Origin of the sequence: Providencia sp. PROV130, assembly GCF_028482225.1 — a bacterium.
GTDB classification, from domain to species: Bacteria; Pseudomonadota; Gammaproteobacteria; order Enterobacterales; family Enterobacteriaceae; genus Providencia; species Providencia rettgeri.
In genome coordinates, this window is sequence record NZ_JAMPQC010000003.1 from 440,676 (window position 1) to 454,428 (window position 13,753).

General features: G+C 43.9%; 17 protein-coding genes. 15 read left to right on the forward strand and 2 right to left on the reverse strand.

Translation table 11 applies throughout. The features are described 5' to 3' along the window. From PSF28_RS03255 to PSF28_RS03325, 15 genes are all read left to right on the forward strand, one after another. Complete coding sequence (locus PSF28_RS03255) at positions 1-624, forward strand: phage baseplate assembly protein V (protein ID WP_102140739.1); 624 nt, start codon at positions 1-3, stop codon at positions 622-624. After that, positions 621-962, forward strand: a complete 342-nt coding sequence (locus PSF28_RS03260) for a GPW/gp25 family protein (protein ID WP_272665080.1) — start codon at positions 621-623, stop codon at positions 960-962. Before PSF28_RS03255 ends, PSF28_RS03260 begins: the two co-directional genes overlap by 4 nt. A gap of 2 nt (positions 963-964) precedes the next feature. After that, complete coding sequence (locus tag PSF28_RS03265; RefSeq protein WP_272684626.1) at positions 965-1,876, forward strand: baseplate assembly protein; 912 nt, start codon at positions 965-967, stop codon at positions 1,874-1,876. After that, positions 1,869-2,480, forward strand: coding sequence for a phage tail protein I (locus PSF28_RS03270; RefSeq protein ID WP_272665078.1), 612 nt, complete (start codon positions 1,869-1,871; stop codon positions 2,478-2,480). Before PSF28_RS03265 ends, PSF28_RS03270 begins: the two co-directional genes overlap by 8 nt. Beyond that, entirely contained in the window at positions 2,477-4,045 is a 1,569-nt protein-coding gene (locus PSF28_RS03275; protein ID WP_272684627.1) for a phage tail protein, read from the forward strand. The genes PSF28_RS03270 and PSF28_RS03275 overlap by 4 nt, the downstream gene beginning before the upstream one ends. A gap of 1 nt (position 4,046) precedes the next feature. Next, complete coding sequence (locus PSF28_RS03280; RefSeq protein ID WP_272684628.1) at positions 4,047-4,475, forward strand: tail fiber assembly protein; 429 nt, start codon at positions 4,047-4,049, stop codon at positions 4,473-4,475. 72 nt (positions 4,476-4,547) lie between these two features. Further along, a complete protein-coding gene (locus tag PSF28_RS03285; protein WP_272665075.1) occupies positions 4,548-5,051 on the forward strand; it encodes a hypothetical protein in 504 nt (167 codons plus the stop codon). Positions 5,052-5,194: 143 nt separating this feature from the next. Continuing rightward, complete coding sequence (locus tag PSF28_RS03290) at positions 5,195-6,367, forward strand: phage tail sheath protein (protein ID WP_272665074.1); 1,173 nt, start codon at positions 5,195-5,197, stop codon at positions 6,365-6,367. Between the two features lie 2 nt (positions 6,368-6,369). Beyond that, positions 6,370-6,885: a phage major tail tube protein gene (locus PSF28_RS03295; protein ID WP_036962042.1), complete on the forward strand. Its 516-nt coding sequence runs from the start codon at positions 6,370-6,372 to the stop codon at positions 6,883-6,885. 9 nt (positions 6,886-6,894) lie between these two features. Beyond that, positions 6,895-7,203, forward strand: coding sequence for a phage tail assembly protein (locus PSF28_RS03300; protein WP_036962040.1), 309 nt, complete (start codon positions 6,895-6,897; stop codon positions 7,201-7,203). A gap of 14 nt (positions 7,204-7,217) precedes the next feature. Beyond that, positions 7,218-7,337: a GpE family phage tail protein gene (locus tag PSF28_RS03305; RefSeq protein WP_036962273.1), complete on the forward strand. Its 120-nt coding sequence runs from the start codon at positions 7,218-7,220 to the stop codon at positions 7,335-7,337. Continuing rightward, positions 7,330-10,029: a phage tail tape measure protein gene (locus PSF28_RS03310; protein ID WP_272684629.1), complete on the forward strand. Its 2,700-nt coding sequence runs from the start codon at positions 7,330-7,332 to the stop codon at positions 10,027-10,029. The genes PSF28_RS03305 and PSF28_RS03310 overlap by 8 nt, the downstream gene beginning before the upstream one ends. 2 nt (positions 10,030-10,031) lie before the next feature. After that, positions 10,032-10,478 (forward strand): phage tail protein, encoded by a 447-nt coding sequence (locus PSF28_RS03315; protein WP_272684630.1) that lies wholly within the window; start codon positions 10,032-10,034, stop codon positions 10,476-10,478. After that, positions 10,475-11,572, forward strand: coding sequence for a phage late control D family protein (locus PSF28_RS03320; RefSeq protein ID WP_272684631.1), 1,098 nt, complete (start codon positions 10,475-10,477; stop codon positions 11,570-11,572). The genes PSF28_RS03315 and PSF28_RS03320 overlap by 4 nt, the downstream gene beginning before the upstream one ends. Positions 11,573-11,643: 71 nt before the next feature. After that, on the forward strand, positions 11,644-11,862 hold the full coding sequence (locus PSF28_RS03325) for an ogr/Delta-like zinc finger family protein (RefSeq protein WP_272684632.1): 219 nt from the start codon (positions 11,644-11,646) through the stop codon (positions 11,860-11,862). A 43-nt stretch (positions 11,863-11,905) separates the two neighbouring features. Here PSF28_RS03325 and PSF28_RS03330 read toward each other — a convergent pair whose 3' ends face one another. Together PSF28_RS03330 and PSF28_RS03335 are read right to left on the reverse strand one after the other, a co-directional pair. Next, positions 11,906-12,559 carry a DCL family protein gene (locus PSF28_RS03330; RefSeq protein ID WP_272684633.1) on the reverse strand — a complete coding sequence of 218 codons (654 nt, stop codon included), beginning with the start codon at positions 12,557-12,559 and terminating at the stop codon, positions 11,906-11,908. A gap of 210 nt (positions 12,560-12,769) precedes the next feature. Further along, positions 12,770-13,735 (reverse strand): hypothetical protein, encoded by a 966-nt coding sequence (locus tag PSF28_RS03335; protein ID WP_272684634.1) that lies wholly within the window; start codon positions 13,733-13,735, stop codon positions 12,770-12,772. Positions 13,736-13,753 lie beyond the last annotated feature (18 nt).

A 13,753-nucleotide genomic window follows, 5' to 3' on the forward strand; every position in this document is an offset into this window, starting at 1 on the left:
ATGTCTGCCGAGATTCGTCGCCTAATCAAAAACCTGATCCGCACAGGCACTGTGACTAATGTTGATGCACAAAAAGGATGTCGTGTTAAAACTGGTGAACTAGAAACCGACTGGCTAAATTGGATCACCTTGCGTGCTGGTAATACTCGCACCATGAATGCACCTAGCGTGGGTGAGCAAGTTCTTATCCTTGCTTTAGGCGGCGAACTTACCACGGCATTTGTGCTAACCGGTATCTTTTCCAATGAACATGCCGAGCCGACCAGTTCACTCACAGCAGACCACCGAACCTATTCAGATGGGGCAATCATTGAATATGAACCCGCCACTGGTGCATTAATCGCAACAGGGATTAAAACGGCTACGATTGAGGCCAGTGAGCAAATCAACGCCACCACAAAAGTGGTTATCGTCAATGCGAGCAAGCAAATTAACCTCACCACTCCAACGGTGATTTGCTCACAAAACCTGACCTGCGCCACACTCAATGTCACCGAGGGCGGCGAAATGACGGGAGATATTGTTCATAAAAATGGGACGTTTTCATCAAATGGGGTTGTTCTGGATGATCACGATCATGGTGGTGTTGAGCGTGGCGGAAGTCGCACGGATGGTCCTCAATGAGATATTGCGGCATGAATCGAATGGATGGAAAAATCATTTCCGATATTGAGCATATACGCCAATCCGTACGCGATATTCTAATCACCCCTATCGGCTCGCGCATCGCACGGCGAAATTATGGCTCGCTATTATCAGAACTTATTGACCAACCCCAAAATCCAGCCCTGAAATTACAACTGATGTCAGCCTGTTATACCGCGCTCATAAAGTGGGAGCCGCGCATTTTGTTAACGCGTATTAATTTAAGCAGCACCGAGACCGCGCAGATGGTGATTGATATTGAAGCCACAAACCAAGACACCAACCAGCCCCTTAATTTTTCGGTTAATGTGAGGTAACCATGGCAGCCAGTATTGATTTAAGTTTATTGCCAGCACCGGATGTGGTCGAGCTATTAGATGTTGAGGTGCTATTTGCTGAGCGAAAAAACACGCTAATTAATGCTATGCCATCGGAACAGCGGGAAGCTATCGCCCGTACTTTGGAATTAGAATCCGAACCGCTCACCAAATTATTGCAAGAAAGCTGCTATAGAGAATTAATTTTACGTCAGCGCATCAATGAAGCGGCTCGCGCAAGTATGGTGGCCTTTGCCACTGGTGCCGACCTTGACCAACTCGCGGCCAATAACAACGTGAAACGCTTGATACTTTCGGAGGGTGATGAAAGCGCCATTCCACCCATTGCGCCGGTGTATGAGTCGGATTCCAATTTACGTATGCGTATACCGGCCGCTTTCGAAGCGTTAAGCGTAGCTGGCCCTATTGGCAGTTATGAATATCATGCACGCTCTGCCGATGGTCGGGTTTCTGATGCCTCGGTAATTAGTCCGCTACCGGCTCATGTCACGGTCACTGTTTTATCTCGTGAGGGGAACGGGAGCGCACCGGCTGATTTAATTGAGAAAGTCGATATGGCGTTAAACGATGAAGATGTTAGGCCGGTTGCTGATCGTGTGACTGTGCAATCGGCAACCATCGTTAACTATGAAATCGACGCGGTGATTTACTGTTATCCATCACCTGAATACGAACCGATTATGGCGGCGGCAGAAGAACAAGTGAAACGTTATGCGACACAGCAACATCGCTTAGGACGTGACATTGTGCTCAGTGCTATTTATGCCGCGTTGCATGTGCAAGGCGTGCAACGTGTGGAGCTGAAAAAGCCGGTTGCAGATATCAAATTGGATAAAACACAGGCCAGCTTCTGCACACAAATTAACGTGGCACTAGGGGGCTCGGATGAATAGCCGGTTATTGCCTGTCGGCTCATCACCGTTAGAGCTCGCAGCGGCTGAATCATTAGCCCAGATTGAGCGCGTACCTATTCCTATTCGTGAACTTTGGAACCCTGATAAATGCCCCCTGCATTTGCTGCCGTATTTGGCGTGGGCGTTCAGTGTTGACCGATGGGATAAAAACTGGACGGAAAAAGCCAAACGGGATGCCGTGAAAGCCGCGATGTTTATTCATAAGCACAAGGGCACGATAGGTGCCTTGCGCCGCGTAGTTGAGCCATTGGGCTATTTAATTCGCGTGATTGAGTGGTGGAAAACCAACGAAACCGCCGGCACGTTTCGCCTTGATATTGGTGTGCTTGAAACCGGTATAACCGAGGAAATGTATCAAGAGTTAGAAGCATTGATTTTTGATGCGAAGCCGGCAAGCCGTCATTTAGTTGGGCTCACAATTCAACTAGAAACCAAAGGCCAAATCTATTGCGCAGCAACCAGTTATAGCGGTGATGAATTAACTGTTTACCCATACACGCCAGATGTGATCAGCTCAGGCGGCACGCTTTCCACAGGGGCAGCGGTACACGTTATTGATGAAATGAGGGTGACTCTCCAATGAAATATTTTGCATTGCTTACCACTTACGGTGAGAAAGTGCTCGCAGAGGCGACTGCCCTCGGCACGAAAATTGAATTAACACACATGGCGGTTGGTGACGGCGGCGGCACCTTGCCCGCACCCGATACCAAACAGACTAAATTAGTCAATGAAAAGCGCCGAGCAGCAATTAATACGTTATTTATTGACTCAGTGAATACCAATCAAGTTATTGCGGAACAGGTGATCCCCGAAAATGAGGGCGGTTGGTGGATACGGGAAATCGGTTTGTTTGATAAATCGGGGTTATTGGTGGCCGTGGCGAATTGCCCTGAAACCTATAAGCCCCTGCTAGCCGAGGGCTCAGGTCGCACACAAACCATTAGAATGATTTTGATTGTTAGCCATACCGAAGCGGTTACTTTGAAAGTTGACCCCGCAATTGTGCTTGCAACGCGCGGCTATGTGGATGACTCAGTAAAAACAGCGATTGAGGCTCACGTTAAAAGCCGTAATCACCCCGATGCAACGACGAGCGCCAAAGGTTTTGTGCTACTGGCTGATACACTCAGCGAGGATAATACTAAAGCGGTCACACCCAAGTTGGCCACAGAAATTAACCAACGGGCTGTTAATGCACAAAATTCAGCGAATGCGGCCAATACAGCAGCAACTAATGCAAATAACAATGCTAATGGCCGAGTACCAAGCACTCGCAAGGTCAATAATAAGCCGTTGAGTACCGATATTACGCTAAGTGCGGGTGAAGTTAATGCATACACTAAAACCGAAACAGACACCAAAGTCGCCGACGCTAAAAAGGCCGGTACCGATGCAAATACGAATGCCAATGGGCGTGTGCCTAACACTCGAAAAGTAAATAATAAGCCGTTGAGCGCTGATATCACTTTAAGTGCTGGTGATGTGGGGGCGTATACCAAAGCAGAAACGGACACTAAAGTCGCGGATGCGAAAAAAGCCGGTACGGATGCAAATATGAATGCCAATGGGCGAGTACCTAGCACGCGTAAAGTAAACAATAAGCCGTTGAGCACTGATATCACTTTAAGTGCTGGTGATGTTGGCGCTTATACTAAAGCAGAAACCGACACTAAAATCGCCGATGCGAAAAAAGCGGGTACAGATGCACAAGCTACCGCTAACGCAGCGAATACTGCAGCAACCAATGCGAATAACAATGCCAATGGCCGAGTACCAAGCGGGCGCAAGGTAAACAATAAACCATTAAGTGCAGATATCTCGCTGAATGCAGGGGATGTGGGGGCGTATACCAAAGCGGAAACTGACGCAAAAGTGAATGCTAAAGGCGGGAAAGATACAGCCAGTAAAGCTGCTAACGGATGGTGGAAGTGTGCAGATACGGGGCTTATTTTTCAATGGGGACGGATCACTGCAGTTAAAAATACATTTCCAATTGCATTTCCAAATGCAATTACTTCGCTAGTTATGTCACCAACATCAGGCACGTTGTCATCACAAAGAATCGGATTTTGGGACAAAACGAGGTTTGAAGCTACTTTTGAATACGGAAATAACACTGGTTTTTACTTTGCTGTGGGGTATTAAAATGACAGAAAAAAATTATTACTACAGTGCATCAACAAACGCATTTTATCCCGTTTCGCTGGAGCAAGATTATATTGATGCCAGTACATTTCCATCCGATGCTATGCTTGTTGAGAATGCTGTTTTTGAAGAGTTTACCAGAGTCAATTCAGGCAAAGTAAGAGCAACAAATGAGAAAGGTTTGCCTGTTTGGATTGAAGCACCTGAACCCACGCAAACGGAATTAATCGCCGAAGCCGAATATCAAAAACAGGCGCTATTAACTGAGGCTACCGCAGCAATAGCACCTTTGCAAGATGCCGTTGATCTTGGTATTGCGACAGATGAAGAGCGGGGGCAGTTAAAAAAATGGAAAAATTACCGTGTTTTGATAAATCGTGTTGATACTTCGATAGCACCAAATATTAATTGGCCTGAAAAGCCAGAATGAGATATGAGATAGCTTAATTGTTAATTAACTGTAGTAGTATTAAGCTGTTATATTTTAATTTTAGGAAGCCCAATGTTTCAACCACATGTTTTAGTTTTAAAAGGCCCGAGTAACTCAGGTAAAACCACAACTATAAAATTGGTTTACCATAAAATAGTAACAAATGTTTATCATAAACTATTATCCGATTTTAAAGGCGAAATTAAAGTCACCAATTATTTAAGCAAAAAAGCGACCTCCGATATAAAACTTTTGATTGAAATAGGTGATTTTAAAATAGCTTTCGAAAGTCAAGGTGACCCTGTTGCACCAACCAAAAAGCATCACCGTCTTCGAGACAGCCTTCCATTTTTTGTTGACGAAAAATGTCATATCATTATTTGTACATCAAGAACCAGTGGGCAAACGACTAAATACGTTGAAGCATGTAAACCGCAATATGTTATAGCTCCTTTTATAAAATATGTAGAGCCTGAAGAAAAAATGGAATCTAAGTGGGAAGAGTCCGCTGAAGATATTTTTAAAAAAATACTTGAGCTCTACAATTCATTTTTAAAAATAAACGCTAAAAAATAATTTATTACATTCATTTCGACATTGCTCAATGTAAGCCCCTTCTCTCACGGGGCTTTGTTTCATCCCCCACACAACGCCCATTTCGTGCATTTGCCTTAACCCCAACCCAAAATTGAGCTATTGCAAAATAGAGGACGCTAGTAATGGCTCAAGATTATCACCACGGCGTGCGAGTGATTGAACTCAACGAAGGCACGCGACCTATTCGCACCATCAACACCGCCATTGTCGGAATGGTGTGTACTGCCGATGATGCAGACACAAAAGCCTTTCCACTCAATACCCCTGTTTTAATTACAGATGTGAAATATGCGGCAGGTAAAGCCGGCGAAACTGGCACGCTTGCACGCTCATTGGACGCTATCGGCAACCAATCAAAACCGGTTACCGTGGTTGTGCGTGTTGAACAAGGGGAAAGCGAAGCAGAAACCACGTCGAATATCATCGGTGGCACCACACCTGATGGACGCAAAACCGGCTTGCAGGCATTAACCGTGGCGCAAGGCCGCTTAGGTGTTAAACCTCGCATTCTAGCCGTACCGGCTCATGATACACAGGCGGTTTCATCAACGCTCGCCGGTATCGCGCAAAAAATGCGAGCCATGGCTTATATTAGCGCCTATGGCAGTAAAACTATTTCAGATGCCATTGATTACCGTAAAAACTTTAATCAACGTGAATTAATGTTGATTTGGCCTGAATTCCAAAGTTGGGATACCGTCGCGAATGCAGAGAGTAATATCTACGCCACCGCGTGTGCCTTGGGTTTACGTGCCAAAATTGATAATGAAATCGGCTGGCATAAAACCTTGTCTAACGTTGGCGTTAATGGTGTAACGGGCATTTCTGCCGATGTGTCATGGGATTTACAAGACCCTGCCACCGATGCCGGCTTACTTAACGAAAACGATATCACCACGCTAATTCGCAATAACGGCTTCAAGTTTTGGGGCTCCCGTACTTGCTCTGATGATCCGTTGTTTGCCTTTGAGTCCTACACCCGCACCGCGCAGGTGTTATCCGACACCATCGCTGAGGGGTTGGACTGGTCAATTGACGGTACGCTCAATCCCTCACTGGCTCGTGACATTATCGAAAGTATCAATGCAAAACTGCGCAGCATGACAACGCAAGGCTATTTGTTAGGCGGTGAATGTTGGTTCGATCCAGACGTTAACACCAAAGAAGAGCTGAAAAGCGGCAAGTTATACATTGATTATGACTATACAGCCGTACCCCCACTGGAAAACTTACTGTTACGTCAGCGTATCACTGACCGCTATTTATTGGATTTTGGCTCAAAAATTAAGGGGTAATCATGGCCTTACCACGCAAACTTAAAGATTTAAATTTATTCAATGAGGGTGAAAGCTATATGGGGCGTATTGAAGAAATCACGCTACCGAAAATCACCCGTAAATTTGAAACCTATCGCGGCGGCGGCATGAATGGCGGCGTCAAAATTGATATGGGGTTAGAAGATGATGCACTCTCTGCCGAATTAACATTTGGAGGCTTAGAAGCCCAGCTTTATAAGCAATGGGGGATCACTCAAATTGATGGCGTGATGTTGCGCCTCAATTGTGCTTATCAACGCCAAGATACCAAAGAATACACCGCCGTTGAGGTCGTGTTACGGGGTCGATTCAGTGAAATTGACTCCGGTAATGGCAAGGCCGGTGAAAATACCCAAGTCAAAGCGCCTTTTAATGCCACGTATTACAAACTCATTTGGGATGGTGAAACACTCATTGAGATTGATTTACTCAATATGATTGAAAAAGTTGATGGTGTTGACCGCCTAGAAGAACAACGCGCCGCATTAGGTTTATAGGAAAAGTAAATGACTGAACCCGTAGAAAAAAATCAAATCACCGTCACGCTAGATGAACCCATCACGCGTGGAACAACCACAGTGACAGAGATTGTGGTACGTAAACCCAATTCTGGCGCATTGCGTGGTGTTCGTTTAGCCGCACTGATGGAAATGGATGTGGATTCGGCGATGTTGGTATTACCCCGCGTCACCGCACCGGCATTGACGAAACCCGAATTAATCATGATGAACCCAGCGGATATGCTGAATTTAACCAAAGAGCTTGTGCTTTTTTTGTTACCGAAGTCGGTGACTATGGATTTCCAGAACGATTAACCGTGAATGACTTAGTGGCAGATATTGCCACTATTTTTCACTGGTCACCGGCTGTCACTGATGAATTTTCCCTGACTGAATTATTAGAATGGCGTTATCACGCCCTTAAACGTAGCGGTGTAGAAGATGAGTAAAGATTTACGCTTACAGGTAATTTTAAGCGCCGTTGATAAGTTTACGAAACCGTTTAAGAGCGCCCAAGCCTCGAATAAAAAACTGGCGGAAACCCTCCGCCAATCTAAACAACAACTCAAAGAGCTCAACAACCAAGCCAAGCAAATTGACGGGTTTAAGAAAACCAAGCAATCCCTTGATAATGCCAGTCAAGCGTATCAACAGGCTACCGCCAAAGTTAGCCGGCTCGCACGTGAATTATCCAGCGTTCAAAATCCCACGAGGGCCCAATCACGGGAGCTTGACCGCGCAAAAGCGGCTGCAGCAAAACTCAAAGCCGAAACAGGCACACTAAGTGCCTCACTGCAGCGCCAACGGGAAGCCCTAAAAGGCAGTGGTATTTCAACACGCCAACTAAGTCAAGCCCAAATCAAATTAAATAGCGACATTGCCAGCACAAGCCGGCGATTACAGCAACAAGAACAGCAACTAAAACGGGTGGCCAACCAAGAAAAGCGAATGTCTGCGGCAAAAAATAGCTATCAAAATGCCATGGGAGTGCGTAATAAAATGGCCGGTAGCGGCGCGGGTATGCTTGCATCCGGTGTGGGGTTAGGTTATGCGGCTAAAAAAGTCTTAGTACCCGGCTATGATTTTGAAATCGGCATGTCGAAAGTGCAAGCCTTAACCCGCCTTGATAAAAATTCCGACGACTACAAGATGTTAAGGGAGCAAGCGCGAGACCTTGGGGCAACAACCGCATTTACCGCTAATGAAGTTGCACAAGGCCAAGCGTTCTATGCCATGGCTGGTTTTAAGCCAGAGCAAATTAAAAATGCCATGTCCGGCACTTTATCCATGTCATTGGCCGGTGATATCGACTTGGCCACCACGGCTGATATTGGTTCCAACATCTTGACCGGCTTTAAGCTGAATTCTAATGAAATGAACCGTGTCAGTGATGCACTTGTCGCCACGTTTACGCGGTCTAACACCAATCTCACTATGCTTGGCGATACGATGAAATATGTTGCGCCGGTTGCTTCGGGGCTCGGTGTCGATTTAGAAACCGCCGCCGTTGCCGCCGGTAAACTCGGTGATGCGGGTATTCAAGGCAGTATGGCCGGTACAGGCTTACGCTCTATTTTAGGGCGCTTGGCAGAGCCGCCGAAAATGGCTGGTGAAGCCCTTGATAAATTGAAAATTAAAACCCGTGATGCCAAAGGTAATTTGCGCCAATTTACCGACATACTCGCCGAACTAGACAAAAAAACTAAAAAAATGGGTACGGCAGAGCGTGCTGGACTGTTTAAACATATTGCCGGTGAAGAGGCATTTTCTGCACTCTCAGTATTGGTTGACCAAGCTGGCTCCGGTCAGTTGCAGGCCATGATCGCTGAAATCAAAGCCGCTAAAGGGGAAGCGGAAAAAGTCGCCAAAACCATGACAGATAACCTTGATGGCGACTTAAAAAACTTAACCTCGGCTTATGAAGATGTGGGGATACAAGTTTTTGGCGGTGCGGATAGCCCTTTGCGGGATATCACTAAACGAGTCACAGACCTCATTTCGAAGTTTGGCCAATGGGCAAAGAAAAACCCTGAACTGGTTAAACAAATCACCATGATCACGTTGGGATTAGGTGCCGTGCTGGCCGTTGGTGGCGGTATCACATTGATGATTGCGGCATTAATTGGACCACTCGCCATGGCGAAATTAAGTCTGTCCGTATTAGGTATCAAAGGCAGCGGCTTTCTATCATTACTGATTAAGCCTATTAAGTTAATTGGAACGGCATTTATGATGCTAGGCCGTGCGCTATTAGCTAACCCGATTATCTTAATTATCACGGCTATCGCTGGCGCAGCTTACCTGATTTATAAATATTGGGATGATATCGTTCCGTACGCTAAAAAATTATGGAACAGAGTCACAGAGATATTTTCCCAATTCTGGGAGGGGGTTAAATCCTATGTGCTGAATTGGGGGCTTGTCGGGCTGGTTTATCAGCACTGGGATGAGATTGTCGCTATCACTTCTCGTATGTGGGCATTGGTGAAGAAAACCATTTCTGATAAGTGGGAGCAGATTGTCGCGGATGTTAAAGGTTTACCGGAACGCTTTAAACAAATTGGCGGTGAGATCATTGATAGCCTGAAAAACGGCATTCTGGAAAAGTGGGAATCACTGAAAGCCCAATTTGCCGAACTTAAGCAAATGGCTACAAACATATTGCCCGATTGGATGCTTTCGGATGAAACCAAAGCTGTGCGCGCCATGTCACAAGTGACCGTTATTCAAGCGGGTATGAAAAGTGCGGGCATGTTCGACAATGGCGGATTTATCCCACGTGGACAATTTGGCATTGTGGGGGAATATGGACCCGAGCTTGTTGATGGGCCAGCTCATATCACTAGCCGGAAAAAAACTGCTGCACTGGCTGCGGCGGCATTAACCATAGGCTCTATGACAGCGACAGCAAAACCCACCCATCCTTATGCTTTACCCGCAAATAGCTATCAATCCGCGCCAACAACCATAAACCAAAGCAATCATGCGGCAAATACTGCACCGGTCACTATCAATGTTTACCCATTACCGAATCAGTCAGCAAACGATATTGCAAGAGAAGTGGCTAGACAATTAGAGCAAAACCAACGGCGTGAACAGGCAAGACGACTGAGTCGGTATCAAGACAGCGAGGACAATTAATTATGGCAATGGCAGCACTGGGCTTGTTTGTCTTTCAATTAAATACAACGCCTTACCAAATGATGCAAATTAATCAAAAATACCGTTATGGGGTAAATAACCGCATCGGTAAACGTCCCGCAGTTCAATTTATCGGCCTTGATAATGACGATATCACATTAAGCGGCTCATTATTTCCGTCACTGACTGGCGGCAGGCTGTCATTACTGGTATTAGAGCAAATGGCAGAAACGGGAAAAGCATGGTCGCTGATCGATGGCTCTGGCACCATTTACGGTATGTTTGTGATTGAAGAAATCACCCAATCGAAAAGTATTTTTTTTGATGATGGCTCGGCCAGAAAAATTGATTTTACGCTGAAATTAAAACGTACGGATGAATCGCTGACTCAAATGTTTGGCGATCTAGGTCAGCAGCTCAATGATATTCGCGGAGCCTTACCGCTATGAGTTTTTTAACCAAAGATGAGTTAACTCCTGCTTTTGTGCTTGCGGCCGGCGGTGAAAATATTAATAGCCTGATTCAGGGGCGTTTAATGTCATTAACCATGACGGACAATCGCGGCTTTGAAGCTGACCAATTAGATATTGAGTTGGATGATAGCGACGGACAACTCGCCTTACCAAAGCGAGGTGAGACCCTGTCATTGCATCTTGGTTGGAAAAACGAACCGCTGATCTACAAGGGGACGTTTACGGTTGATGAGGTTGAACATAGCGGCGTGCCAGATAAGCTCACGATCCGTGGTCGTAGTGCGGACTTTCGCGACACTTTAAACGTCAAGCGTGAGCAGTCTTACCATCAAAAATCGTTGGGCGATATTGTCCGCACCTTGGCGGAACGCAATAAGTTAAAGGCGGTTATTGATGAAAAATTAGATAAAATTAAACTCGCTCATATCGACCAAACCAACGAATCGGACGGCTCATTTCTCACACGAGTGGCTAAATCCGAGGGGGCAATTGTTGCGGTTAAAAACGGAAATTTACTGTTTATGAAACAAGGTCAAGGGCTCACCGCAACTGGCCAACCGATTCAAACGATGCACATTAATCGCTCAGTCGGTGATGGTCACCGTTTTACACTGGCTGACCGCGGAGCATATACCGGCGTTATCGCTAACTGGCTTGATACACGTGAGCCGAAAAAGAAAAAAGCAGTGACGGTAAAGCGTAAGCGAAAAAGCAAACAACCTACAAAACCCGCTGAACCGAAAGAAAAACAAGGGGAATATCTAGCTGGCGAACAAGGAAACGTTCTCACGCTTTCTCATACCTACGCCACGAAAGAAAATGCCGCCCGAGCCGCAAAAGCCAACTGGGAAAAAATCCAACGTGGTGTTGCGTCATTTTCGATTCAACTCGCCGTTGGTCGTGCAGATCTCTACCCTGAAATGCCTGTCACCGTCAGTGGATTTAAACCCGAGATTGATAACGCGGACTGGACATTAACGCGAGTCGTTCATTCACTGAATGACGGTGGTTTTACAACCGCATTAGAATTAGAAGTGAAGATTTCGGATTTAGATATGGCTGATGAATAATTTTTTAGACTGTATGGATATACATGATATAATTTACATAACATCAACATCATGACAAAGGATACATAATCATGATGAATTGTCCTGAATGCGGTCACTCTGCACATACACGTAGTTCCTATCAAGTCTCATCCGAAACCAAAGAACGCTATAACCAGTGCCAAAATATTAATTGTGGTTGCACATTTGTCAGTCACGAATCAGTGACCAAAATTGTTGTAAAGCCTGTGCAGGTTAATCTAGTTGAACCACATCCGTACAAATACCAGCAAAAAACACTTTCACTATAAAATTAGCCCCTATGAACAAGGGGCTTTTATGATTTAAATAATATCAATTTGATTTTCTACTTAAGTTAGCTTTAGCGCTTAGAAGTTTTAATTGTGCGTTCTCTTGATGATATTGCACCCACTTTTCTTTTAAACATGAATCACTAATTACTCCCCTTTGGTCATAATCATCAGAGTTTGGATTTTTTAGTTCTATGGAGTCAATATTTTGTTCAACTAGCCCTAAAAAGCTTAAGAATAGTTGGTCAAATGAGGGGGTTATATATGCTACATGGCTGTTTTCAAAATTTAATGGAATATGCAATATTGGACAATATATTGTTTCTTTAAGATTATCTTTTTTAAAGTCAACAATGACTTCCTTAACTGCTCTCCTAAATGCATAAGATACAATAGTTTTTTGAGATGCAGGCTTAACACAGTGAACCCAACTAATGTCAGTAGATTTACCATCCTGCCGGTGTATATAAAGGCATTTGTTATTATGAAAATCTTTTTCTACTGTGATACTTGCTATACCGCACCCAATTTTTTCTTCATATTCGCTATGTAATTTAAACAATTCTGAAAAAAAAATTTCATCTTCCTCAGTGAGTTTCTGGCCAAATTGATAAAAAGAAATTCTCCTCCTGATTTCCTCTATAGCAGACTTTTTAGTTTTAAATTGATAATCCCCGAAAATTATAGGTTTAGCCATGATACTTTCCTATTTGACTGTATTCAGATGCATTATTACATATGGTAATAGAATAAATGTGAAGCCCCTATTAATGAAGGGGCTAATGCTAAAAGTGGGTTACATGTGGATGTAATGTGGATGATGCTTTATAAATCCTTTTATAAAACATACAGTTACAGATAAACAAAAGACCGCCTAGGCGGTCTTTTGTTTTTGGGTGCTTCAAAGTTATAGCTTAGTGTGAATTAATGCCTCAAGAAAGGTGACCATTCTATCGTTAAGTGATATTGAAAAAGGGATAGATTGTTCTGTTTGCAATCTTGGGGCTAGGCATATTGCAAGGCTTCTTGCATTCATATTTATTGCTGGGTTTTTAGCAATATCAGCCAAAAGAGAGGTAAGCATATTGAATAATGGTGGTGACGGTGTTACATCGTCAAATCTATTTTTTACCTTGGCTAATATTTTCGTTTCTTTTTCGTCTGTGATGCTATTTTTTTTCATAAACTCGATAATATATTGCTGATTTTGGTAAGCACTCTCTAAAGCTTTGTCAGGAGATTCCTTTAAGAAATAGGCAGAGAAATTTTGCTTGTCCATGATCCGTCCAAATAATTCTTTATAAGCCAAAGTTAGGGTTGGTAGACTTATCTCATTATCTGCAATAAATTTCTGAGTAAGCGGCTTATTAGAAGATAAATGTAGCAAAATGAAATGCATATCTTCTTTTTTACCGCAAAGCCTAAAAAGCCCTTTTGTTGACGAAAACTCAGGATGTAGCCTGATTACCTTATCTAACACATTGAGCTGATGATGCATTTTTCGTTCGTCATCTGAAATATTCTGTTGGGCATTAATTAAGCGTATATTTTTATTAAATTGCGAAGTTACGGTTGTTTTATCAAGCTCAATTTCTGACGGGCTTTTGGGCGAATACACCATATTACTTGTTAATTTGCTAATATAATTAATCGATTGAGCGGTTTCACTGCTTATAATATTTGTGTCTTGTGGACGATATAATGGGTTTTCATTAACTTTGAACCTTTGATGATGAGTAAATAGTGTATGAGATAATATTTTATTACATACAGATTTTATTCGCTGTAAAAACGAATGGGGTTTAGGTTGTTGGGCAAAAAGGTTAGTTTGTAGTTTGGGTTGACTGTTTGTTGCAATCAATGTTGAGCTCATAAAGTTCCTTTAGTTTAT